General features: G+C 35.2%; 25 protein-coding genes. 21 read left to right on the forward strand and 4 right to left on the reverse strand.

The genetic code is table 11. From position 1 onward, the window contains the following. The 3 genes from ACJROP_RS04170 to ACJROP_RS04180 all read left to right on the forward strand — a co-directional run. Positions 1-2,818 (forward strand): DUF3320 domain-containing protein (locus ACJROP_RS04170; protein ID WP_406534235.1); only part of this gene is annotated, 2,818 nt, incomplete at its 5' end. A gap of 8 nt (positions 2,819-2,826) precedes the next feature. After that, positions 2,827-4,578, forward strand: a complete 1,752-nt coding sequence (gene uvrC, locus ACJROP_RS04175) for an excinuclease ABC subunit UvrC (RefSeq protein ID WP_406534236.1) — start codon at positions 2,827-2,829, stop codon at positions 4,576-4,578. A gap of 99 nt (positions 4,579-4,677) precedes the next feature. Next, on the forward strand, positions 4,678-5,220 hold the full coding sequence (locus ACJROP_RS04180; RefSeq protein WP_406534237.1) for a zinc ribbon domain-containing protein: 543 nt from the start codon (positions 4,678-4,680) through the stop codon (positions 5,218-5,220). A 2-nt stretch (positions 5,221-5,222) separates the two neighbouring features. Here the strand turns inward: ACJROP_RS04180 and ACJROP_RS04185 are convergent, their stop codons facing one another. After that, a complete protein-coding gene (locus ACJROP_RS04185) occupies positions 5,223-5,522 on the reverse strand; it encodes a hypothetical protein (RefSeq protein WP_406534238.1) in 300 nt (99 codons plus the stop codon). An 85-nt stretch (positions 5,523-5,607) separates the two neighbouring features. Here ACJROP_RS04185 and ACJROP_RS04190 point away from each other — a divergent pair, with 85 nt between their 5' ends. The 14 genes from ACJROP_RS04190 to serS all read left to right on the forward strand — a co-directional run bounded on the left by ACJROP_RS04190 (position 5,608) and on the right by serS (position 18,309). After that, the gene (locus ACJROP_RS04190) at positions 5,608-7,314 is read left to right on the forward strand and encodes an ATP-binding cassette domain-containing protein (protein WP_406534239.1); all 1,707 of its coding nucleotides are present in this window, start codon (positions 5,608-5,610) and stop codon (positions 7,312-7,314) included. Positions 7,315-7,317: 3 nt separating this feature from the next. After that, positions 7,318-7,743 (forward strand): universal stress protein, encoded by a 426-nt coding sequence (locus ACJROP_RS04195; protein ID WP_406534240.1) that lies wholly within the window; start codon positions 7,318-7,320, stop codon positions 7,741-7,743. 122 nt (positions 7,744-7,865) lie between these two features. Beyond that, on the forward strand, positions 7,866-8,033 hold the full coding sequence (locus tag ACJROP_RS04200; RefSeq protein WP_406534241.1) for a 4Fe-4S binding protein: 168 nt from the start codon (positions 7,866-7,868) through the stop codon (positions 8,031-8,033). A 4-nt stretch (positions 8,034-8,037) separates the two neighbouring features. Next, positions 8,038-9,216 (forward strand): NAD(P)/FAD-dependent oxidoreductase, encoded by a 1,179-nt coding sequence (locus ACJROP_RS04205; RefSeq protein ID WP_406534242.1) that lies wholly within the window; start codon positions 8,038-8,040, stop codon positions 9,214-9,216. A gap of 9 nt (positions 9,217-9,225) precedes the next feature. After that, a complete protein-coding gene (galE, locus tag ACJROP_RS04210; RefSeq protein ID WP_406534243.1) occupies positions 9,226-10,194 on the forward strand; it encodes a UDP-glucose 4-epimerase GalE in 969 nt (322 codons plus the stop codon). A gap of 9 nt (positions 10,195-10,203) precedes the next feature. Then, the gene (locus ACJROP_RS04215) at positions 10,204-11,097 is read left to right on the forward strand and encodes a hypothetical protein (RefSeq protein WP_406534244.1); all 894 of its coding nucleotides are present in this window, start codon (positions 10,204-10,206) and stop codon (positions 11,095-11,097) included. A 65-nt stretch (positions 11,098-11,162) separates the two neighbouring features. Next, positions 11,163-12,584, forward strand: coding sequence for an amidophosphoribosyltransferase (gene purF / locus ACJROP_RS04220; protein WP_406534245.1), 1,422 nt, complete (start codon positions 11,163-11,165; stop codon positions 12,582-12,584). A 5-nt stretch (positions 12,585-12,589) separates the two neighbouring features. After that, positions 12,590-13,837 carry a peptidase U32 family protein gene (locus ACJROP_RS04225; RefSeq protein ID WP_406534246.1) on the forward strand — a complete coding sequence of 416 codons (1,248 nt, stop codon included), beginning with the start codon at positions 12,590-12,592 and terminating at the stop codon, positions 13,835-13,837. Beyond that, positions 13,830-14,627 (forward strand): Ni-sirohydrochlorin a,c-diamide reductive cyclase ATP-dependent reductase subunit, encoded by a 798-nt coding sequence (gene cfbC / locus ACJROP_RS04230; protein WP_406534247.1) that lies wholly within the window; start codon positions 13,830-13,832, stop codon positions 14,625-14,627. The genes ACJROP_RS04225 and cfbC overlap by 8 nt, the downstream gene beginning before the upstream one ends. A gap of 1 nt (position 14,628) precedes the next feature. Next, positions 14,629-15,117, forward strand: a complete 489-nt coding sequence (locus ACJROP_RS04235) for a methylated-DNA--[protein]-cysteine S-methyltransferase (RefSeq protein ID WP_406534259.1) — start codon at positions 14,629-14,631, stop codon at positions 15,115-15,117. A 57-nt stretch (positions 15,118-15,174) separates the two neighbouring features. Continuing rightward, the gene (locus tag ACJROP_RS04240) at positions 15,175-15,819 is read left to right on the forward strand and encodes an HAD family hydrolase (RefSeq protein WP_406534248.1); all 645 of its coding nucleotides are present in this window, start codon (positions 15,175-15,177) and stop codon (positions 15,817-15,819) included. A 21-nt stretch (positions 15,820-15,840) separates the two neighbouring features. Beyond that, complete coding sequence (locus tag ACJROP_RS04245; protein ID WP_406534249.1) at positions 15,841-16,191, forward strand: arsenate reductase family protein; 351 nt, start codon at positions 15,841-15,843, stop codon at positions 16,189-16,191. 332 nt (positions 16,192-16,523) lie between these two features. Then, positions 16,524-16,895 carry a winged helix-turn-helix transcriptional regulator gene (locus ACJROP_RS04250; RefSeq protein WP_406534250.1) on the forward strand — a complete coding sequence of 124 codons (372 nt, stop codon included), beginning with the start codon at positions 16,524-16,526 and terminating at the stop codon, positions 16,893-16,895. 136 nt (positions 16,896-17,031) lie between these two features. Further along, positions 17,032-18,309, forward strand: a complete 1,278-nt coding sequence (gene serS / locus ACJROP_RS04255; protein ID WP_406534251.1) for a serine--tRNA ligase — start codon at positions 17,032-17,034, stop codon at positions 18,307-18,309. Positions 18,310-18,396: 87 nt separating this feature from the next. On the opposite strand, the gene ACJROP_RS04260 is transcribed toward serS, so the two are convergent. Continuing rightward, positions 18,397-19,692: a dicarboxylate/amino acid:cation symporter gene (locus ACJROP_RS04260; RefSeq protein ID WP_406534252.1), complete on the reverse strand. Its 1,296-nt coding sequence runs from the start codon at positions 19,690-19,692 to the stop codon at positions 18,397-18,399. Positions 19,693-19,806: 114 nt separating this feature from the next. Here ACJROP_RS04260 and ACJROP_RS04265 point away from each other — a divergent pair, with 114 nt between their 5' ends. The 3 genes from ACJROP_RS04265 to ACJROP_RS04275 all read left to right on the forward strand — a co-directional run bounded on the left by ACJROP_RS04265 (position 19,807) and on the right by ACJROP_RS04275 (position 21,949). Continuing rightward, complete coding sequence (locus ACJROP_RS04265) at positions 19,807-20,439, forward strand: flavodoxin family protein (protein WP_406534253.1); 633 nt, start codon at positions 19,807-19,809, stop codon at positions 20,437-20,439. Continuing rightward, the gene (locus tag ACJROP_RS04270) at positions 20,436-21,041 is read left to right on the forward strand and encodes a flavodoxin family protein (RefSeq protein WP_406534254.1); all 606 of its coding nucleotides are present in this window, start codon (positions 20,436-20,438) and stop codon (positions 21,039-21,041) included. Before ACJROP_RS04265 ends, ACJROP_RS04270 begins: the two co-directional genes overlap by 4 nt. A gap of 128 nt (positions 21,042-21,169) precedes the next feature. Continuing rightward, the gene (locus ACJROP_RS04275) at positions 21,170-21,949 is read left to right on the forward strand and encodes a hypothetical protein (protein ID WP_406534255.1); all 780 of its coding nucleotides are present in this window, start codon (positions 21,170-21,172) and stop codon (positions 21,947-21,949) included. A gap of 160 nt (positions 21,950-22,109) precedes the next feature. On the opposite strand, the gene ACJROP_RS04280 is transcribed toward ACJROP_RS04275, so the two are convergent. Continuing rightward, on the reverse strand, positions 22,110-22,595 hold the full coding sequence (locus tag ACJROP_RS04280; RefSeq protein WP_406534256.1) for a DUF308 domain-containing protein: 486 nt from the start codon (positions 22,593-22,595) through the stop codon (positions 22,110-22,112). Positions 22,596-22,681: 86 nt separating this feature from the next. Between ACJROP_RS04280 and ACJROP_RS04285 the strand changes: the two genes are divergently transcribed. Further along, entirely contained in the window at positions 22,682-23,851 is a 1,170-nt protein-coding gene (locus tag ACJROP_RS04285; protein WP_406534257.1) for a MalY/PatB family protein, read from the forward strand. Here the strand turns inward: ACJROP_RS04285 and nudC are convergent. Next, positions 23,822-24,389, reverse strand: a 568-nt coding sequence (gene nudC, locus ACJROP_RS04290) for an NAD(+) diphosphatase (RefSeq protein WP_406534258.1), incomplete at its 5' end; no start/stop codon positions are given. The genes ACJROP_RS04285 and nudC overlap by 30 nt on opposite strands.

The raw sequence follows: 24,389 nt of genomic DNA on the forward strand, positions 1-24,389 counted from the left end.
GGAAGCTCCTTCTGAGTTTGTTAATGTTGAGACTCCTGATGATGTTGGTTTTGAGGAGACTCCTTCTGAGTTTGTTAATGTTGAGACTCCTGATGATGTTGGTTTTGAGGAGACTCCTTCTGAGTTTGTCATTGAGGATTCTGTTGATGAAGTCTCATCTGAAACTTCACAGGAGATCAAAGATTCAACAGATTCAATCAATCCAACCCAATCTAATGATGAATTCAATGTTGAAACAGAAGAAGGTAACGCAGCTACCATAGAGGAAGAAGCAGACCAAAATATTGATGATGATACTGAAGTATGGGAATCTGATGAAGGTGTTTCTCCGGAAGATAATGCGGAAGTATGGGAAAATGAAAAAGACTATTCCGATGAGGAAGTTAAAGGCATTTCAAAATCCATTTCAGACAAGATAAAATCATTCTTAAAATCCGATGAGGAAGAAGAATTTGAAGAAGAACCAGCTTCAATCTTTAAATTTGCAAAAGATTTAGGCAAGAATTCTGATTTAAATGATGACATTATCAATGATATTGAAGAGGAAATCCCTGAAAAACCAGAAGAAATTGTCATAGAGCCTGAAATAGATTTAGAAAGCGAAGCTGAAAATATTGAAGATGATATCCCATCACCGAAATTCGGTAATAGTGTAGATGTTGATTTGGATGATAAGGAAATGACTAAAGAAACTACTCCAAAAACATCATCTAAAGAAGAAACATTTGAAGAGGAAATTGATGATTTCATTGTTGTAGACCACAGTGCAGATGAGATATCTCAAAAAGATAATGGAAAATCTTCCAATAAAGGAGAGACATTCGAAGAAGTTGTTGTCGATAAGCCTGATGTTGATGATAAGGTTGATTTAGGTTCTGATGATGATTATATCTATGTTGATCATTCCCATGATGATGAACGTGTCATGGATGATGACAATCCAAAATATGAATTTAAGGACGAGCCAATTGAACAAGATGAACCAGTTGACGATAAGGTTGATTTAGGTTCTGATGATGATTATATCTATGTTGACCATAGTCATGATGAGGAGCATGTTATGGATGATGAAAGTGAGAAATACGATTTCAAAGATGAATTGGACAAGCAAGAACCAGTTGATGAGGTCCATGAACAAAAACCAAAACATAAGTCCCGAGGAAGTTATGTAAAATCAATCATTTCTGAGGTAATGGCTGGAGAATCCAAGTTAGATGTTGAAGAAATTGAAATACTTAAAGGTGAAATAATGGAAGAAGATGATATTCCGCTGCCTAAACCGGCGCCTAGCGACGATTCTGTTGTTGAAGCCGAAATTGTTAACGATGATGAAGAATTAAATATTTTCACTGATGATTCTCTTGGAAAATATGAAGAGGAACTTGAAAGACCATCTCCAAAAGCGGATTATACCGAAGGTGATGAATTAAATATTTTCACTGACGATTCACTTGGAAGAGATGAGAAAATTCATAAAAAAGCCACTGATATAGTAGATAGGGCGATGGAAGAATTCATTGATGAAGTCTTTGATAACAAGGAACTGCAAAAGGAAGTTTATAAAGAGGAATTCGTTGATGATGAATTGCAAAACGAGGTTTCCCAGGAAAATGAATCATTTGACAATGTTGATTTAGATAATGAAGTTAAGGAAGAGACTCCTCAAGTTGATGAAGACATCATTGAAGGTAATCAAACAACTGAAGCGGATGCGGAAGAAGGCACCGATGAAGTAGTAGGTGACGGTGTAACCTACTATCAAGGATCAAATGATGTTAGAAGCAAACTCAGGAAAAATAATTTCTACTATGAAGAAGAAAAACCTAAATCCGTAAAAGATTCAATTAAAGGAATTAAAAAGGACATGTCCTATATCCATAAATCTTTAAAGGAAATTGAAAATCCTACCCATATTGATTATGTTTCTGTAGTGGACAGGACTGAAGAATTTGATCCTATGGATTACTTGAATAGGCCTAGTGATGATGATTCCGATAAAATCATTGAAAAAGAGGAAGGATTAACATTCGCTGAAAAAGAAGAGCAAAGAATTGAAAAAGAAATGATGATGGAAGCTCTTAGAAAAGAGATATCAGATGAAAAGGATGTTATTGTTCCTGTTCATGAACAAAAAAGAAGAGAAGAACTTAAAGATCAAGCTCTTGAAGACATAATTTTAACCGCTAATGAAGATTACAAAGAAATTGAGAAAGAAAGACACAGAAAAGACAATCAATTGAAGGCTTTTGATGACCAAAAGCTTCCTGGCAAAAGAAAAATGGAAGATGAAATAATCGATTATGTTGAAGTTGATGACATCGGATTATATTCATCCGATGATTTATATAAGCAGCCGATTGAGAAAGTGGCCAAATCCATTAATGAAATTGTAGATATCGAAGGTCCGATTCATGTTAAGGAAGTAACCAACAGGGTTAAGGATTCCTGCAATATTAAAAGAGCGGGTTCCACTTTGAAAAAACGTGTTAATGATGCAATAAGTCAAGCGGAAAAGTCAGGAGATATCATTAGGATTGGAGACTTCCTGTATGATGCTTCAAACAATAATATTGTTATTAGAAAAAGAAACAAACCTAATATTGATCTAATTTCTGATGAAGAGATAGCTAAAAGCATTGAGACTGTACTGATTCACAAAAATGATGTGACTACAGGTCAAATTCCAAAAGAAACTTCACGCAACTTCGGATTCAAATCAACTTCCAAAAAGACTGCAAGCAGGATTAATAGCGTCTTGGATTTAATGATAGCAAACAACAAAGTTAAAATTGACAATGATATTGTTGAACTTAAATAGGTTTTTTTATGTCAACTAAAATCAAATCACCTGACAATTTGCCAAATAAGCCTGGCGTCTATATAATGAAGGATGATACGGATACAATAATTTATATTGGCAAAGCCAAAAGCCTAATAAAACGTGTTAAATCTTATTTTCGTGAAAAACTTGACAGGCCAAAAACTCAAATTTTAATGAGTCATTTTGATAGTTTGGAGTATATTGTAACCAATTCTGAAAAAGAAGCCTTGATTTTAGAAGCCACATTAATTAAAAAGCATCGCCCACGATATAACGTTCAGCTAAAAGACGATAAAAGATACCCTTATGTTAAGATTACCGATGAGGAGTTTCCAAGATTAATCATTACAAGAAACATTACGAAAAATGGGGCCTATTTTGGCCCGTTTACGGATGCAGGTTCCGTTAAGCAAACGGTTAAATTTTTAAAATCATTGTTTAAAATAAGGACTTGCCGCAATATGAACGGCCCTTGCCTAAATTCGCAAATTGATTTATGTTATGCTCCATGTGATGGAAGGATAACAAAAGAGGAATATGCAGAAATCATTAACAAGATTGATTTGTTTTTCCAGGGCAAATATTCGACCATTGTCAAAAATCTCAAAAAGGAAATGATTGAGGCATCCGACAATGAAGAATTTGAAAAGGCAGCTGTTATCAGAGACCAGATTTCATCAATTGAAGACATTATGGAAAAGCAGTTTGTTGATTTTGTTGACGATGATTTGGACCAGGATGTTATAGCCATCGCTCTAGGCGAAAATGAGGTCATAGTTATAATAATGCCAATCAGAAACGGCAAAATTGTAGGTCGTGATGACTTTTTGATGAGCGGATCCCAATATGATTCTCCATCAGAGATAATGTTTTCCTTTATTCAACAGTATTATGGTTATAATAGGCATATTCCAAAACAGATTCTTTTAGATGAAGACATTGATGAAAAGGATCTGCTCGAGGACTGGCTAAGTGATTTAAGAGGAAACAAAGTAAAAATCAAGGTTCCACAAAAAGGTGTAAAATTAAGGCTTGTTAAAATGGCAAAGAAAAATGCTGAAATCATCAAGCATCAAAAGAAAACAATGGAAAATTCATTGATTGAGCTTAAAAAATACCTTAAGCTTGATAAGGTGCCTCATGTAATTGAGGGATATGATATCAGTAATATTTCAGGCAAGTTTGCGGTTGGTTCAAAAGTGTGTTTTGTAGATGGAAAGCCTTACAAAAAAAGGTATAAACATTTCAGGATGGAAACGCCAGGTCCAAACGATTTTGCAATGATGGAAGAGTTATTGACTCGCAGGTTGAAATTAATAGATTCTGATCCCGAGCCAGACTTGATGGTGATTGATGGGGGTAAAGGACAGCTAGGCATGGCTTGCGGAGTTTTGGAAAAATTAAATCTAACTCATATTCCAGTTATTGGTCTTGCAAAAGAATTTGAAGAGATATTTGTTCCAAACAATAAGCGTCCAATCATAATTCCTAAAAATAATAAAGCATTACACTTGCTTCAGCAGGTACGGGATGAATCTCATCGTTTTGCAATAACCTATCATAGAAAACTGCGCAGTAAGGATATTTCAGCCTCTTCACTTGACGATATCGTTGGAATTGGTAAAAAAAGAAAGATTGGCCTTTTAAAAGAATTTGGAACTATTGAAAACATTAAGAAGGCATCAGTTGATGAATTAGCTAAAATAGACGGCATGAATCAAAAAACGGCTGAAAATGTCTATAATTATTATCACTAACATTAAATTATTTTTCATTAAAAATGGCTAATTTTCCATTAAGTTTAAATATAAGAATTTTAATAAACTTTTCATAAGAAAATAAAGGAATTATTATTTATGGTGAAATGTCCGCGGTGCGGATATGAAAATTCATCCGATGCCGTATATTGTGATAATTGTGCCTATCTTCTAACTGACACTCAGGGGAAGCGAATTAATAATACTAAACGCAAAAACAGTTGGGATATAGGTATTGCTAGGAAAATTGTTATTGTACTTGGAATCATTATTATAGCGCTGTTACTCTTCTCTTTGGTATATAATAACACTCAGCCATCTCACAATGAAACTTTGAATGTCATTACTGATGATGGCAGTGCTCACAAAACTGCTTCTTATCCATATGTTGCTGTAATTGATTACGAAGGTAGTTGGTATGCTGAAATGGGCAATCCAAATTATCTTGTAAAAGAATCAGGTTATGGTCCAAAAAAATTTACATTAGACTGTGCAGCATGGGACCGTGTAGCTATTGATGCCCAAAAAGAGGATTGGAGTGAAGGAGAATTTAAAGTGCAGCTTTTGAGAAATGGTGAAGTTGTAGCTGAAAATTCAACTACAAATGTTACAGGCAGGATTGTAATAAATTACAATTATTGAATCTATCCGATTTGATCAATTTTTTTCTGTAATAAATCAACCAGTTCGTCAGTCTTATATAATCTGATTTCCTGTTCTTCCTTATCTTTAAAAATCTGATAAAATTTGATAAGGTCGCTGCATAACTGATTGTATTGAATATTTAGTGTGTTATAGTTATTCATTAGTGCAACTAGTTTTTCTTGTTCTATTGGTTCTGGTTCTCTTAAAATTCTTTCAATATTTACAAAATGAGTTTCAATCATAAGTTTTTCTTCTTCTAAGCTATTTTGATATTCTTGAATTTTGTTTTCACTAGCCATATAAATCACATTTTTTTATAATTAATATAAAATATAAATACTGTCATTAATAAAAATTTGTATTAGTATAAATGGGGCATAAAGAATGATAAAAGTTGAAAATGTAAGCAAAGATTATGAATTGGCTGATGGAACAAAGGTTACAGCACTTAAAAATGTCAGTCTAGAAGTTAAGGAAGGAGAAATAGTAGGAATCATGGGTAAAAGTGGTTCCGGTAAAACTACACTTTTAAGAGCAATGAGGGGTGTAGAGCACATCGATGAAGGAAGCATAACTGTCGGTGATGTAACTGTCAAACATGACTCTTCTCAATATTACTATAATGAACTTAAAAAGGAAACAGCTATCCACCTTCAAAGGTCCTTTGGGTTATGGCCTGACACAGTACGTGAAAATGTCTTAAGGAAGTTGTATGCGCGCGAATACTATGATGAAGGTGATGCCAATTTTGAACTTGCAGACAGCGAATTCGGTGATGAGGCCGATGAAATCCTAGAGCTTGTTTCATTAACCCATAAAAAAGACCATTATGCATCCGTTCTCAGTGGTGGTGAAAAGCAAAGATTAATCATGGCAAGGCAGCTTGCTAAAAGACCTAAAGCTTTACTTCTTGATGAACCTGCAACCATGGCATGCCCTAAAACAAAACAAGAAATCTTGGATGCAGTTAAAAAAATCAATGAGGAGTTAAACATTGCAGTTGTTGTCGTTTCTCACTTGCCTGATGTTCAAAAATACTTGGCAGATAGGGTAATCCTTCTTGAAGATGGTCAAATCGTTGATGAGGGGGCTCCTGATAGAATCTGTGATGAATTTATGGAAGATATGGCTGATATTGTTGATATTGAAAACATTGCAACAGATGAAGATGTGATAGAGGCAAAAGACATCTATAAAAGGTTCTATTTATTGACTGGCGGTGAAGTTCTACAGATTGAAGATATAAACTTCAAGGTCCAAAAGGAAAATATCCTAAGCATTATCGGGCCGAGCGGCGCAGGTAAAACCGTTCTTTTAAGGATGCTTGGCGGACTTGACGATCCTGATGAAGGGGAAGTATTATATAAACTTGAAGACGGTACATGGGCTGATATTGATATTCCGGGCATGAACCGTATGAAAATAAGGTCCAAGCTAGGTTTCATGCATCAGGAATTTGCATTGAACCATTATGCAACTGTATTGAATCAATTGGCCGTACGTTTAGGTTATAAAAATGCGGATATTGTAAAGGAAGCTCAGGAAAGGGCTAAAAAAATAGGCATCAGCGAAGAATTATTGGATTCATTCTACCTGCTGACAGACCTTCCCGAAACCGAAGCAAGAGACCGTTTAAGGCAAGTCGGGCTTGATTCCGATATTTTGGATGATCTGTTCCCAAGGTTCCCTGAAACTGCAACAAAAGAAGCCGTGGCGGATATTTTTGAAAGCCTTGATTTGGACATGGACATTTTGCACAGAAAATCTTATGAGTTGTCCGGTGGTCAAAAGGTACGTGTAATGCTTGCGTTAATCTTGGTTTCAAGACCTAAATTCCTGCTTTTAGATGAACCGTTTGGAGATTTGGATCCTGTCACTTTAAGGGATGTAACAAATGCTTTAAAGACTATTTCAAAAACATATGGAATTACCATTGTAATGATTTCACACAATACCGATTTCATTAAGGAATTAAGCAACAGAGCAGTCTTTATGGATGATGGAAAAATAATCGATGACAGTGAAGACATGGATAAGATTGTCGGCAATTTCATTGATTTCTGTCATGCTGATTATTTGAAGGGTGATTAAACAATGTTTGATACAATCATGGTCCCGATTGATGGGTCTGAATATGGATACAAGGCAGCTGATGTGGCCATTGAAATTGCTCAGAAATTTGGCTCTAAAATAGCGGCAGTTCATGTTTTGGAAGAATTTTCCTTGAATAGCTATGATGTGGAGGAAGATTCAGGTGATGCAATTTTGGCAAAAATTACTAAAAAGGCTAATGATGTAGGAATTGAAGTTACAGAACATCTTCTTACTGCAGATCCGTTAAGGGACATGAAGTTCATTGTAGACCAAACTCGAGCCGATTTAGTTGTCATTCATGCACATGGGGCCAATAATCATAGATTTGTGTCTTTTGATGAGAATGATGTTTCAGACACACAGATAGGTTCAGTTTCAGAAAGACTTCTGAGAACTTCTGAGGTACCGGTATTATTGATTAAATAATACTTTAAAAACTTTTTTTTCTTTTTTTATTCATTTAGAATGCTATTTTTTACTAAAAATTTAAATATAATAAAAATCTAATTATTTATAACATAAACTGTTTATATTTTAGGAGATATTTTATGATTGTAAAAGATTGGTGCTCATACTGCGGTGAATGTGCCGGAGTTTGTCCAAGAAATTTAATTCAAGTAAGAGAGTATTCATTAGTATTTAATGAAGAAGATTGTAAAGACTGTGACACATGTATTAAAGCATGTCCAATAGATGCATTAGAAAAAGAGGATTGATTATATGATTGAAACTGATGTAATTGTAGTGGGTTCCGGACCTGCAGGTTCCAGTGCAGCAAAACATGCTGCATTAGGTGGAGCAAGAGTAATTTTAATGGATAAAAAATCTGAAATCGGTGCACCAAAAAGATGTGCTGAAGGTGTTTCAATTCAAGGACTTGAAAAATTGGGCATCGAACCGTCCCCTCGTTGGGTAACTCAAGAGATTCAAGGCATTAGAATCCAAACTCCTGATGGAACTGACGTTTGGATGACTAGCGAAGAGGTTAAAATACCTGAAGCAGGTTATATCTTAGAAAGGAAAGTGTTTGATAAGCACATGGCAATGGATGCCGCTAGAGCTGGTGCTGAAATCAGAATCAAAACCTTAGTAACAGGCATCGATAAGATTGAGGATGGATACATTGTATACACAGAATGCATGGGTGAACAAATCGATTACAAATGTAAAATATTAATCGCTGCAGATGGTCCTGAAGGCCACGTTGCAAGATGGGCAGGATTAAGGCCGGCCGCAAAACCTAAGGAAATGGAATCAGGTGTGCAATATGAAATGTGCAATGTGGAATTTGAAAGGCCAGGTGTAATTGAATTTTACTTAGGATCATGTGCCCCTGGTGGATATGTATGGATTTTCCCTAAAGGGGATGACATTGCAAACGTCGGTTTGGCAATATTGCCTCACAAAGCTGAAAAAACCGCTAAAGAGTATTTGGATGACTTTGTTGCAACTTGCCCTTACTTGAAAAACGCTCAAGCCGTTGAAATGAATGTGGGCGGAGACCCTGTAGGCGGAATGACCAAAAAGCTTTATGATGATAACATTTTAGTTTGTGGAGATGCTGCCGGTCAGGTAAACCCATTAACCGGTGGAGGAATCATCTCTGGTATGACTGGTGGTATGTGTGCCGGTCAAGTTGCAGCTCAAGCCATTAAAGAGGATTGCTCCAAAAAATTCTTAAAGCAATACGATGAAATGGCTCATGCCGAATTAGACCATGACATCAAAAGGTATAAAAAGGTACAAGAATACTTGCTTACATTATCTGATGAGGAATTGGATAGCATTGGTCATGCATTCCAGGATGAAAGTTTTGATAAAATTTCAACTACAGAAATTGTTAAAAAATTGATTAAAGTATCTCCAAAAGCTTTACTTAAATTAGGTAAATTCGTATAGGTGTTGAAATTGATTTTAGTCACTGGTGGTGCAGGTTATATTGGTTCCCAAACTAACAAAGCCCTAAATCTTGCAGGTTATGACACTGTTGTTGTTGATAATCTCTGCAAAGGTTATGAAAGCTTTGTTAAATGGGGAAACTTTGAAAACTATGACTTTGGAAGCAAAGACATAAGGGAAGTTTTTGAAAAATATGACATCGATGGTGTAATCCATTTTGCTGCTTTTTCATCGGTAGCAGAATCAGTTGAAATGCCTCAAAAATACTTTAAGAACAATTATAAAAATACGCTAAATCTTTTACAGATTATGAGGGAATTCGGTGTTGACAAATTTATTTTATCTTCAACTGCTGCAGTATATGGAAATCCTGAAAAGGTTCCAATAACAGAAGACCAAGATTTAAAGCCAATCAATCCTTATGGACACTCTAAATTTATCACTGAAAAAGCTTTACAAAGAGAAGCTGAAAAAGGTGATTTCAACTATGTATCTCTTAGATATTTTAATGCAGCGGGAGCAGATTTTGACGGTGAGATTGGGGAGTTACATGACCCTGAAACTCACTTAATTCCATTAGTTTTAGATGCAGCCATTGGAAAGCGTGACAGCATTTCCATTTATGGTGATGATTATGATACGCCGGATGGAACTTGCATACGCGATTATATTCATGTCAACGATTTAGCTGATGCCCATATCAAAGCATATGAATATTTATGCAAAGGCAACGAATCAGACATTTTTAACTTGGGAAATGGTAAAGGATACTCTGTTCGTGAAGTGATTGATATGTGCAGGAAAGTTACAGGATGTGACTTTGAAGTTAAAATCGATGAACGCCGTGAAGGCGATCCGGCCATTTTAATTGCCGATTCAACAAAAATTAAGGAAAAACTAGGTTGGATTCCTCAGTACAATCTAGAACAAATTGTAGAGTCAGCCTGGAAGTGGCATGAAAAAATGAATGCGGTTTAGGTAAGGATTATGGAAAACGAAAATCATGAAACAAAAATTGATGTCCGTATAATAGTGTCAGGTTTGGATATTGCACAGCTTGTTTCTAAAGCTGTAAATAATATTCAGCTTGAAAGGGATTATAACATTATTGTTTCTTCAATAATACCTACTGTGGAACTGGATATTGTTAAAAAAGTAGCCAGCGGTGCAGATATTCTTTTGATTGGAGGTTATGGTCACGATGAAACATATAATATTCTTTTCAACGAACTAAAAAATGATTTTAATCATATTGGATTATTTGATTATAACAGGATTATCATTGAAGATGAATCAATTGATTTTAGACTTGCTGAAAAAGAGATTTTAAATTCAATAATAAGGTCAACATTGTCTTATTCTTTAAATCTGGTCAATATCCACACATTGGAAAACAAACTAATGAATGTAACTCACAATTATAATAATCTTTTGGATGACTATAACCAACTCATCAAAGAAAGTGAAGTTTTGACTCAAGAAAACAAAGAGTTGCGAGAGGATATTGGTGAAATTAAATCTGATTTTGATGCATTCAAATTGCGCTATGAAGACATTTACAAAAAAGAAATTCTTGAAATTTTTAACCTTTATGCACTGTGGCAAGATGTGTTCAAACAGGATTTAGATGATGAAGAAAGGATTGTAATTGCAACAAACAAATTCAAACCTGATAATATCCTTGTCGGTCAAGGTTATATTGCAGCAGAATCCAGATCTAAAGCCATTGAATGGTTAAAAATTATTAGGACTGCATTAATATTTGTAGATAATAATGTAAATGATTTCATTAATGAATTAAATCCTCCTAGTGAAAATAAGGTCCCGGAAGTAAGGGATGATTATGATATTACAAGCACTTTTGAAAACTTTTGGGATTAAAACAAATATTATTTTATACTAGGTTAAAGAGAAATATAATCATACTATTTATATGGAGTTAGCGTATGCAAGGTGAGATGGAAGATAAGTGTGGTATTGTTGGAATTCATTGCAGTGATGAATCTAAAAATGTTACACCTTTTGTTTATTATTGTTTGTATGCTTTACAGCATAGAGGTCAGGAATCAGCAGGAATAGCTAGTTTTAATTCACATGAAGGTTTGAAATACTACTGCGGAATGGGTTTAATAACTGATGTGTTCAGACATTATGAAATCCAAAATCTGGAAGGCAGTATGGCCATAGGTCATGTAAGATATTCAACTACCGGTCAATCAAAATTGGAAAATTCACAACCTTTTGTAATTGATTTTGGTGATGGATTTATTGCTATGGCACATAATGGAGATATTGTTAACTCTGATGAGTTAAAAAAAGAACTCATTGATGAGGGATTTTATTTTAGATCAGATTCTGATTCTGAAGTGATTTGTTATATGCTTAAAAAAGAGCATTATGATAATAATAAAGATGTTCTAGAGGCTATTGAGGCTGTATGTAAAAAACTTGTAGGATCATATGCATTGACAATTTTGGTTGATGGAGAATTGTATGGTGTAAGGGATCCTATGGGAATAAAACCACTTGCTGTTGCAAAAAGAGATGATGAATTTATCCTTGCTTCCGAAACTGTTGCTTTTGATGTAATTAATGCTGAGTACATTAGGGATATTGTACCTGGTGAAATTGTTTACTTTAAAAATGATGAAATTAACTCCCACATGTTAGAAAGTGCAGGTACCTGTAAACTTTCACACTGCATGTTTGAATATGTTTACTTTGCAAGACCTGACAGTACAATTGACGGTAAAAATGTTTATCAAACCAGAATGAATATCGGTGCGCAATTGCGAAAATTATATCCTATTGATGCTGATGTCGTAATTCCAGTACCTGATTCATCAATTCCTGCAGCTATTGGTTATTCTAGAGCTTCTGGAATTCCATATGGTGAAGGTTTAATAAAAAATAGGTATGTTGGAAGAACATTTATCATGCCGACTCAAGAAGAACGTGAGCTGGCAGTAAGACTTAAATTAAATCCTATTAAGGAAGCTATTAAAGGCAAGAAAATTATTTTAATAGATGACAGTATTGTCAGAGGAACCACTTCAAAAAAATTACTTGACCTTGTAAAGGAAGCGGAACCGGCTGAAATCCACTTTTTGGTTGGTTGTCCTCCGGTCATATCTCCTTGTTATTATGGTGTGGCCATGGCGACTAAAGAGGAATTGATTGCAGCAAATTACTCTACTGAAGAAATCAGGCAGATTTTAAACATTGATTCATTAGGCTACATCACTCTTGACGCTTTAGTCGAAGCGATTGGAATGCCTAAAGAGAATTTATGTTTAGGCTGTGTCAATGAGGAATATCCTACTGAAATTCCTGAAGGTCTTGAAGCTGAAACTTACTATAAACCTTAGATATTATGGTTGAATTATTAGCTCCTGCCGGAAACTTTATATCACTGCGTGCTGTTTTGGAAAATGGGGCAGATGCAGTTTACTTTGGCCTTGATGACTATAATATGAGGGCCAACGCTAAAAATTTTTCTCTTGATGATTTAGCGGATGTATCCGGAATAGCTAAACAGTATGGAGCTAAGACTTATTTATGCACTAACATAATTCTGAATGAAAAATCCGCATGTGAGCTTGACAGGAATTTGGAGACTATTGCATCATCAGAAATTGATGGACTTATTTTATCGGACATTGGCCTGATTGAAGATACTGTGTCCCATGGTCTTGAAGCCCACATCAGCGTTCAGGAAAACGTTACTAATTCTTATACTTTAAAGACACTTAAAAAATTAGGTGCCAAAAGAGCTATTCTTTCACGAGAGCTTTCATTAAGAGAAATTACAGAGCTTAGCCGAAAATCCCCTATTGAAACGGAAATATTTGTTCATGGAGCAATCTGCATGGCGATTTCGGGAAGGTGTTTTTTAAGTTATGGGCTTTATGGAAGAAGTGCCAATTGTGGAGATTGCCTGCAGCCTTGCCGTAAAAACTGGACATTGACATATGAAGAGGGTGAGGATAATGTCATAAACTTCTCTGATGTAGGAGATGAGACATTCATCATTACCGGAAGCGATGATGAAAGCTATAGAACTAATTTCTTCTCGCCAAAGGACATGTGCATGATTGAATATATTCCAGAGCTTATGGAAAGTGGTGTTGCATCATTTAAAATAGAGGGAAGAGCCCGCAGTCCGGATTACGGTGCAATGGTGACTGGAATTTACAGGCAGGCTATTGATTCATATAGTCAGGACCCATTGAATTACAATGTTAAAGATGGATGGTTGGAAGAGCTTGGAAGCGTTTTTAACCGTGGATTCGATACAAACTTTTATTTTAATACTCCATTTGAGACAAGCGAAGATAATCAATCAAAATATATCAAAAAGGACATTGGACAGGTTGTCAACTATTACAATAAAGTAAAGGCTGCCGAACTTAGGATTTGGGATGATTTAAAGATTGGCGATAAGATAATTATCCAAGGCCAGACAACAGGATCCATCACCCATACAATTGATTCTATGCAAATTGAGGGCAAGTCTGTAGATTGTGTCGATAAAAATTCTAATGTAGCAATAGCTATTCCAACAAAAGTTAGGGAAAATGATTTTGTTTATAAATTAGTTGAGAGGAATTCTGATGATTAAAAAAATAGCCATTTATGGAAAGGGCGGTATTGGAAAGAGTACTACAGTAGCTAATTTGTCTGCTGTGTGGGCAAGCGAGGATTTGAATTGTCTTGTAATAGGCTGTGATCCTAAGGCAGATACTACACGCACTTTATATGGTAAAAGAATTCCTACAGTAATTCACACTTTAAAAAATAATAGAAAACCTGAGAGGGAAGATTTGGTCTTCAAAGGTTTTAAGGACATTTTATGTGTTGAAAGCGGAGGTCCAGAGCCTGGTGTTGGCTGTGCAGGACGTGGCGTTATTGTTGCCATGAAACGCCTTGAACAATTGGGCATTTTTGATGAAGACCTTGATGTTGTGGTCTATGATGTGCTGGGCGATGTCGTATGCGGCGGCTTTTCAGTTCCTCTTCGTGAAAAATATGCAGATGAGGTATTGATTGTAACTTCAGGTGAGTACATGTCACTTTATGCGGCCAATAATATTGTTCGTGGTGTGAAGAAACTTAAGGGCAATCTGAGCGGTATTGTCTGCAACTGCAGGAATGTCGATAATGAAGAGGAAATTGTTTCCGACTTTGCCGAAAAGATAGGCACACATGTTATTGGAACAATTCATAGAAGCAATTTAATTCAGGATGCAGAATTAGATGCAAAAACCGTTGTAGAAAAATACCCTGAAAGTGATGAAGCACAAGAATACGCAAACCTTGCTTCAAATATAATGGCTAATGAAAAGACATCAACTCCAGAACCTATGAGCGATGAGGAGTTCGAGGAATTTTTCAAATCATACCTTGATTAGAATGTACTATTCAACATGTTATGCATCACCTATTGGCGAAATGCTTATTGTAAGTGATGGTGAAGCTATTTGCGGAGTATGGTTTTTAGGTCAAAAACATTTCAAATCATCAATTTCTAGCGATTTGATTGAAAGTGATGATTTGGCTATTTTTAAAAAAGCTAAAATATGGCTTGACAGGTATTTCAATGGTGAAAATCCTAATATTGACTTTAAGTTAAAACCTGAAGGCAGTGAGTTCAGAAAAAGGGTTTGGAAAATATTGTCTGAAATTCCATATGGTGAAACATTAACCTATGGTGAAATTGCTCAAAAGATTTCACCATCGATGTCAGCTCAAGCTGTTGGGGGAGCAGTAGGGCACAATCCGATAGCTATTTTGATTCCATGCCATAGGGTATTGGGCTCAAATGGCAAATTGACTGGGTATGCTGGTGGTTTGGATAAAAAAATGGAATTATTGAAATTGGAAGACATTAACTATTTCTAAATTGTTACTATTTTTTTTTAGAAATGTTAAAAATCAATGAAAACAAAAGTAGATAATATGAAGAAACTTGCAATCTTTGATTTTGATGGAACGTTATTCAATTCAGTGGATGATGTTGTTAAATGTTTGAATGAAGCTTTGACAATCTATGGTTTCCCTACATTAACACGTGAAGAATACATCGGCAAGTTAGGTGGGGACATTGATGAAATCGTTTCATTGGTCCTAAAGGATAATGATACTTCCGAATATCATGAACCTTTTAAGTATACCTATTTAAAGATTTATTATGGGGATGAAAAGGAAAATACGCTTCCGTTTCCGTGCAGCTATGAAGTATTGAAAACGTTGCAGTCTAAGGATGTCTTATTAGCCATCAATTCGAATAGGTTCACTGATTCGCTTGAATTTTTTGTGGATAAATTCTTTGGAGACATCGATTTTGTATTGATTGAAGGACATAACTATGACACTCCAACAAAGCCGTCTCCGGCAGGTATAAATAAGATCATTGAAAAGGCAGGCGTTTCAAAAGAGGATGCAATCTACATTGGTGATTCTTCAACTGATATTCTAACTGCAAAGAATGCTGGAATAGATTGCATAATTGTTAAATGGGGTTATGGCAACGAAAAGGACCTTGAAAATGATTATGTTTTGGATGCGATTGAAGACGCTTGTGAAATACTTAACTATTTTTAGCTTGAAAATCAATTAATTATTATGTTATTCGTTAATTATCCTAAATGCTCAACTTGCAGAAAAGCCAAAAACTGGTTAGATGAACACAATATCGAATATGAATCAAGGCATATCATTGAGGACAATCCCACTTCTGAGGAATTGCGCAAATGGTGGGAAATATCCGGTCTGCCTCTTAAAAGGTTTTTCAATACAAGCGGCATGAAATACAGAGAATTGAAATTGAAAGACAAGTTGCCTGACATGTCAGAGGATGAACAATTGGATCTTTTGGCCACTGATGGGATGCTTGTAAAAAGGCCGATCTTAGTCAATGATGATGTTGTTCTGGTTGGCTTTAAAGTTAAGGAATGGGAAGAAAAATTAAAATAAAAAAAGTAGAGATGGTTAGAATTTTTTGATTTTCTATTTTTTTTAAGGGAATTAGATGTTGGATTTTTTTAGCTCAATGCTTATCAAAAAACTCTTTTGAAATCCCATGAGCATATATTTATTCGGGTATTATTTGAAGGAAAATGGAGGTCATGTTCATTCATTAATTTTTTGATTATCCATCTCTTAGAAAGTGCAGTTGCACTTTCACTAAAAACTTAGGCTTATCATATTTAAAAGCTTTTGGTAACCATTTGCTCACCATGATAGATAACTTTAAATATTTAAAAAATAATCAATTAATAATAACTCAATATATTGGAGGGGTTTTTGTGAATGTAAATACTCAACTAAAAAATTTCCCAATAGATAATGCAATTCTATTAATTAGAAAAAAATGGGTTGTGCAAATCATCAACGATTTGTTTTTTGGAAAAACTCGTTTCCATGAATTCAAAGAAAACAAGCCTAAACTGTCCAACAGAGTCTTGAGCAGTTGCCTTAAGGAAATGGAGGACAATGGTTTGATTAAACGTATCGTAGACAAATACGATAAGAAGAACGTTAGATATTACCTGACCGAAAAAGGAAAGGCTTTGAATAAGATTATCTACGAAATGGCAATATTCAGCGTGGATAATGAAAATTACACAGACAAGACAAAATCTGAGTTAAAATCAGTATTTAGAGAAAAACTGTTGTAATTCTTTAATTTATTTTAGGGTTCATTTGAACTCTAAAAAACTACTTTTTTTTAAAATTCTATTTAATTAATCATTAAATTTAAAAAATAGGAAATTCAAAATTATAATTGTATAAAATATTTTAGGGGACAAAATATTGTTAGATATAAAATTATTCAGAGAAAATCCAGAATTAATATTAGACTCTGAAAAGAAGAGATTTAGAGACACAGAAAATGTCGAAAAAGTTATTGAATATGATACCTTATGGAGAGAAGGTGAAAGAAAGCTTAATTCCTTAAGATCTGAAAAAAATAAATTATCCAAATCATTTAAAAAAGCGAAAGAAGAAGGCAATTTTGAAGATGTAGTTAAAAGGTCTAAAGAAGTTGCTGCCGAAATCAAGGAATTGACAGCTAAAAATGCAGAATATTTAGAGCTCAGAGATGATTACCGATACAAGGTTGGAAATGTCATTGATGAGGATGTTCCAATTTCAGACACTGAAGATGATAATGTGGTTGTAAGGACCTATGGCGACAAGCCTGAATTTGATTTCGAGCCTTTAAACCATGTGGATTTAATTGAAAAAATCGATGGGGCAGACCTTGAAACTGCAGCAAGCATTGCAGGAGCTCGTTTTTACTACTTGAAAAGAGATATATTGCACTTGAACCTTGCATTGATTCAATTTGCACTATCAGAACTTGAGGCTGAAGGATATATTCCGATGCAGACACCATTCTTTGTAAAAGGCGAGGTTGCAGCCGAAACTTCTGAGTTAGGCGAGTTTGAAGAGACATTATACAAGGTGGAAAATGAAGATCTGTTCCTTATTGCAACTGCCGAGCAAACATTGGCTGCTCTTCACAGGGATGAAATCATATCTCCCGACGAGTTGCCTTTAAGATACTGTGCACTTTCAACCTGCTTTAGAAAAGAAGCGGGATCTCACGGAAAAGATACTCTCGGAATATTCAGGGTTCATCAGTTTGAAAAGATCGAACAGTTCATATTCTCAGAACCGGAAGACTCTAAAAATCAGCATGAAAAGTTAATGGAAGTAACAGAAGGAATCTATCAGAAATTAGGCCTTCCATATCAGATAATAGCTATCGTATCCTCTGCCTTGAATGATAACGCAGCTATCAAATACGATTTGGAAGCATGGTTCCCAGGTTCAGGTGCATTCAGAGAATTGGTCTCATGTACCAACTGTAAAGATTACCAGGCACGTAAAACCAAAACACGTGTTGGAAGAGCAGGCTCTGGAGATGCTCAAACATTGCATACTTTAAACAGTACTGCAATTGCAACCGAAAGAACAATGTGCTGTATTTTAGAAAACTATCAGCAAGCTGACGGCAGTGTTAAAGTTCCTGAAGTGTTAGTCCCTTACATGAATGGAAAAACTGTCATTGAAGCTAAAAAATAACTTATTTTCAAATTCCAAGTGTGTTTCAACACACTTCAACTATTTTTTTTTAAAAAAAGAAAAAAGAATGGTGATGTTAAGGGATTTTTAGAATCTTGTAATATCGTCCCATGTTTCTCCAGGAGATTTTTTACCGTTAAAGATGTCAAGGTCTATGGATTTGTTTTTGAATGAAACGATAATGGTACAGATTGCATCACCAGTTACGTTAACAGCAGTTCTGAACATGTCTAGAATGTGGTCTATTCCCATAATGATACCAATTGCATCTACTGGAAGACCTACAGAACCGAACACCATATTTAAGGTAATCAATCCCACTGACGGTACACCTGCAGTTCCGATAGAAGCCATCACTGCGGTGAAGATTACAGTAAGAAGTGCTGTTGTTCCTAAATCAATACCATATGCCTGAGCGGCAAACATGACTGCACAGCCCTGCATGATAGCCGTTCCGTCCATGTTGATGGTAGCACCCAATGGAATGGTGAATGAGGAAATTTCACGTGATACCCCCATTTCCGAAAGGGTTTCCAAGTTCAATGGAATGGTAGCATTTGATGTAGAAGATGAAAATGCGAAAAACATTACTGAAATGAACTTTCTGAAGAATCTGATAGGATTCAATCTGGTAAATAATACAAGTAAAGATGGATATACAATGAATGCCTGAATAGCCAATCCTATAAGTACACACATAATATATTTTGCCAGTGGAAGCAGGCCGTCAAAACCCAATGATGCGAAGGTTTTAGCCATTAAACAGAAAATTCCTATCGGTGCGAATTTCATGACGATACGGGTCATTTCCATCATGACTGTGTTTCCCTGTGTGAAAAACTCATTTACAATATTTGTTTCATCTTTTAAGGTTGCTAAAATTATACCCACAAGCACCCCGAATATAATAACAGGCAACATGTCCCCATTAGCAAGGGAGCTGAACGGATTGTCTGGAATCATGTTTAGAATAGTGTCTGTTACTGTAACGTTTGATGTAACGTTAGCACTTGTAATGCCACCCATATTCAAACCGACACCCGGCTGGATAAAGCTTGCTATTATAAGAGCAATTGTAACTGCCAATGCAGTTGTTATAAGGTATATTCCTATTGTTCTACCACCAATTGAACCAATCTTCCTTATATCTGAAATAGAAGCTACACCAACTACTATTGAGAAGAAAACCAGTGGTACAACTAACATTTTCATTAATTTAATAAATCCAGTTCCTCCTAAATAGAAAACATTGTCTATGAGGATTATATCTTTAATCAATGGATTTGTTACGTAAAAATTCAATATTAAGCCTACTATGAAACCTAAAACCATTCCGATTAACATCCAGTTTCCGAGGCTTATATGTTTAATTTTTGAAATCATTTTTCTTCCTCTAATTTATAGTATATGTAATTCATTTAATAAAATTTTTTAAATGGGAATGAAAATTTCAATTTTATCTATAATTTGATATTTGATGAAAACAAATATGTTAACATGAAAACAATTGTGATTAATGCAAGTCCAAGAAAGACATGGAATACTGCTGAGATTATGCAGGCGGCCCAAAAAGGAGCGGAATCTGTTGGGGCTGAAACAGAATATTTCAATTTATATGATTTAGTCTTTAAAGGGTGCAGAAGCTGTCTTGCCTGTAAGCTAAAGGAGAAAACCAAGGGCAAATGCTACTGGAAAGATGACCTGACACCTGTAATTGAAAAGATTTTTGAAGCTGATGCGCTTTTGATAGGTTCTCCCATTTATTTCGGACAGCCTACAAGCCAGTTCAGGGCATTAATCGAAAGACTGATATTCTGCATAATGTCATATGATGACGGATCCAGCTATTTTACAGGCAAAGTCAATGTCGGAATCTTTTACACCATGAATGCTCCACTTGAGTTTTACGAGGAATCCATGAAGGACAGTCTGTCAACTACGGAATTTCTCTTTTCATACTTGAATGGTGAAATCGTAACTTATCCGGTCTGTGATACCATACAGATTGCCGATTATTCCAAATTCAACATGGCAGGATTTTCACAAGAACTTAAGGAAAAGCAATGGATTCTGCAGTTTCCAAAGGATTTGGAGAGGGCATTTGAAATCGGTGCGGAGCTGTCAAAATGAAGACAATTGTAATTAATGCAGACCCTAAAAGAAAAGGAATTGCTGCTCAGCTTATGAAATCCGCAGCTAAAGGTGCTGAATCTGTTGGTGCAGAAGTTAAATATGTTGATTTGTATAAATTGGACTTGTCAGGCTGCAGGATTTGCTTGATTTGCAAAAACGATGAGGAAACCTGCAAATGCTATTGGAGAGATGAGCTCTCACCTTTGATTGAAGAAATCTTCAGTTCAGACACTCTTTTGATTGGGGTGCCGATATTTTTCTCCAATCCGTCCAGCCATTATATGGCATTGATTGAACGTTTGATTTATTGCATGGTTTCATATAAGACAGGCAATAAGTTTAAAGGAAAAGTTAATGTTGGGCTTTTCTACACTGTCAATTATCCTAAGGATTATTTCGAAAAATCAGTCAGGCCTCATATCAAGCAATCCGAGGACTTGCTTAAGATGCTGAATGGAAAGGTTGTTGTTGAAACATTTTCTAATATCTCCAAAAATGATTACTCTAATAAGTCTGCTGATGAGATTAAATCTAAAGAAGAGCAGTTATCTGTTGATTTGGAAAAGGTTTTTGAAATTGCTGCAGATTTAAGCAGATGATTTCATTTATTTTTTTAAAATTTTTTGCGTATACATTTTTTAAAAATGAATACATTTATATACTAGTTCATCGCAATATATTATTGTATACAAAAATACATTTTGTAATACAAAATGGAAGTGATACAATGACAAACCAAAAAAGAACTGAAAACCAAAGAAGATTTGTATTCGGAAACGAAAGATTCGGAGGGTCATATTCTCCAGGAGGATTTGAATTCAATTACCCAGAAGACATGACCCATGAAGAATTCGAAAGGATATTTACCCGCAAGCTGAATTCACTCCACAAAAGGGGAAGGGAATTCCACGATAAATATGACCACAAATCCAGAAAAGAAAATTTGAAACCATTGAGCATTCGTGTAAAACCGCACACCAAGGAGTTTTACAAAAACAATTCAATACTCTCACCAAGAGACGTATTGGAAATGTATGAAAACTTCAACAATGGTTCAGAAGCATTCATAAACTCTCTTTTGGAGGAAGAAAAACAGCTTGAAAAGGAATTGACTGAAGTCCAAGAAAGACTGCACAATGCAAAATTGTTCAAGGAAAAATTAACAGAAATCGATCCCGACAATGACATTTTGACTGATGAGGGGAAACTGGCAAAGCTTCAAGATCACTATCCTAGAACTGAAATCAAAACAGTGGGCATTGAATCTCCTCTTGGAAAGGTCAAAAGCGACATTATAAGGGATATTCAGATATACAATACTCTTGACGTTAGCATCTATGGTGATGACTATTTGATTTTAACCGTCTATACTAATGCTCAGCCAATATTGTACTATTTTAAAAATGAGTATTCAAAAGAGGACATTTCAGAATTGAGCTGTGAAATCGAAAAGTTCTGCAGCGAAAATGATATTGGATTTAGAAAGTCTGAAGAAACCTACATCTAAACTTTTTGGAAGTGTGCAAAAACACATTTTCACACTTCAACTATTTTTATTTTAAAAAGAATCAAAATAAATTATTAATTGGATTTAAATAAATCCAATTACTTAATAATTTGGTTTAATGGCAATGGTTAGAGAAGTTTTTTTAATTTTTAAGCAAGTCTTAATCATCAAGTAAGTATGCAACCCCTTCAATGATTAAAACGATTCCAATAATAATTGCAAGATACAGTGGATTGTTACCTGCAAATATTGCTAGAGCTATTGCAACAATACCCATCAATAAAATAAGTATTGAAGTGAAATTTGATATTTTTCCTGTTTTGGATAATAAACCACATATTCCTAATATTATCATTATAAATCCAACAATATAGAATTGGAAAGCAACAATAAATGATATTGCATTAATGTAGAATATGAACAATATTCCTAAAATAATGGCTAGGATTCCTATAAGGATAACTATTATCGCAATTTCTTTGCGCATTTCTTTCAATGTATATCCTGTAAATGCTATGGAAATACCAAGGAATACTAAGCTTAAGCCAACAATTATTGAAACCAATTCGGATGAAAACATTGGGAATAGAATGAATATCAAACCAAGAACAAGGAAAAATATTCCAGCAGTTTTTTCATAATCCATTGAATTTAACCTCCATTTGTTAAACTAATTATTATATATGATGAAAATATTATTTAAAAATATGTTTAGATTATGGGGATGTTTCAGTGAAATATGATTTTGAAAATGTAATTGATAGAAAAGGCACTAATTCACTTAAATGGGATTTGTTTGATGATGACATTCCAATGTGGGTGGCGGACATGGACTTCAAGGTAGCTCCGGCCATTCAGGATGCAATCCTAAAAAGGGCAAATCATCCTGTCTATGGTTATACCATCGTTCCAAATGGGCTTTTTGAAGCATACATTAACTGGTGGGATAGGAGATATGATTTTAAGATGTCCCGTGAAGACATGCTGTACTCAATTGGAGTAATGCCTTCAATATCCTCAATGATAAGATCCTTGACAGATGTTGGAGATGAAATCCTTATTCAGTCTCCGGTTTATCATGTGTTTTATTATGTAATCGAAGACAATAACCGTAAAGTCCTAGAAAATCCACTAATCTATGAAAATGGCATGTATAGAATTGATTTTGATGATTTGGATGAGAAATTGTCAAAGTCAAAAATGATGATACTTTGCAATCCCCACAATCCTGTCGGCAAAATCTGGTCGGCCGATGATTTGAATCGCATCGGTGAGCTATGCAGAAAGCATAATGTAGTTCTGATTTCTGATGAGATTCACTGTGATTTGACAGATCCCGGTATTAAATACAATCCCTTTGAAACCTCTTCAAGTTATGATAAGGTCATTACATGCTTATCCCCTTCAAAATCATTCAATATTGCCGGATTTCAAAGCTCTGTTGTCCACACAAAAAATAAAGAGTTATTGGAAAGGATTAAAGTCCAGATGCATGTCGATAACTCTGATTCATGCAATGTATTTGCAACTGCTGCAGTAATGGCAGCTTACAATGAATCTGAAGATTGGCTGGATGAGCTTAGGGAAGTTCTATTTGAAAATAAGCAAATCGTTAAGGATTATCTGGCTGATGAGCTGCCGGTTATAAAATTGGTTGAATGTAATGCAACCTATCTTTTATGGCTTGACTGTTCAGAGCTGAAAGTTCCTTCAAAAGTATTGTCAGGATTTTTAAGAACAAATCAGGGCGTATTCCTATCTGCAGGAATAGATTTTGGCAAAAACGGAGATAATTTCTTGAGGCTGAATATAGCTTGCCCTCAGGAATTGCTAAAAGAAGGATTGGGCAGGATAAAAGCTGGCGTGATAGCTTTAAACACTATCAATAAAGGACTGTATTAGCCAGTCGGAAATGCTGATGTCAGTACCATATCGGATAATTTCATCTTTTTTGAACCATTGGGCTTTCACTATCTCGTCACCATCAACTTTTATATCGCCGGAATCATATTCGGCAGTGAAAGCCAACATTAAGGAATTCGGAAACGGCCAGGATTGGCTTCTTTCATATTTTAAATTTTTGATTCTAATTCCAACTTCCTCCAAAACCTCTCTGTGGACAGCTTCTTCAATGCTTTCGCCGGGTTCAACAAAGCCTGCTATCAGAGCAAACCGTATATTGTCATGATAGCTGTGTTTTGCCATGAGCAGTTCATCACCTTTTCTGATGGCCACGATAATTGCAGGAGCGATGCGAGGATAATGGTGTTGACTGCATTCAGGGCATGTTAGCATCATGTCCTTTTCATCTAGGACAGTCTTTGCTCCGCACCTTCCGCAAAATTGGTGTGAGATATACCTAACTCGAACAAAACTGTTAGAAAATATTGTTGCACAACCCAACAATACAACTTTCAAGCCAAAAAATAACCCCGTATAA

The sequence above is a fragment of the Methanobrevibacter sp. genome (assembly GCF_045220775.1).
Taxonomy (GTDB): Archaea; Methanobacteriota; Methanobacteria; order Methanobacteriales; family Methanobacteriaceae; genus Methanocatella.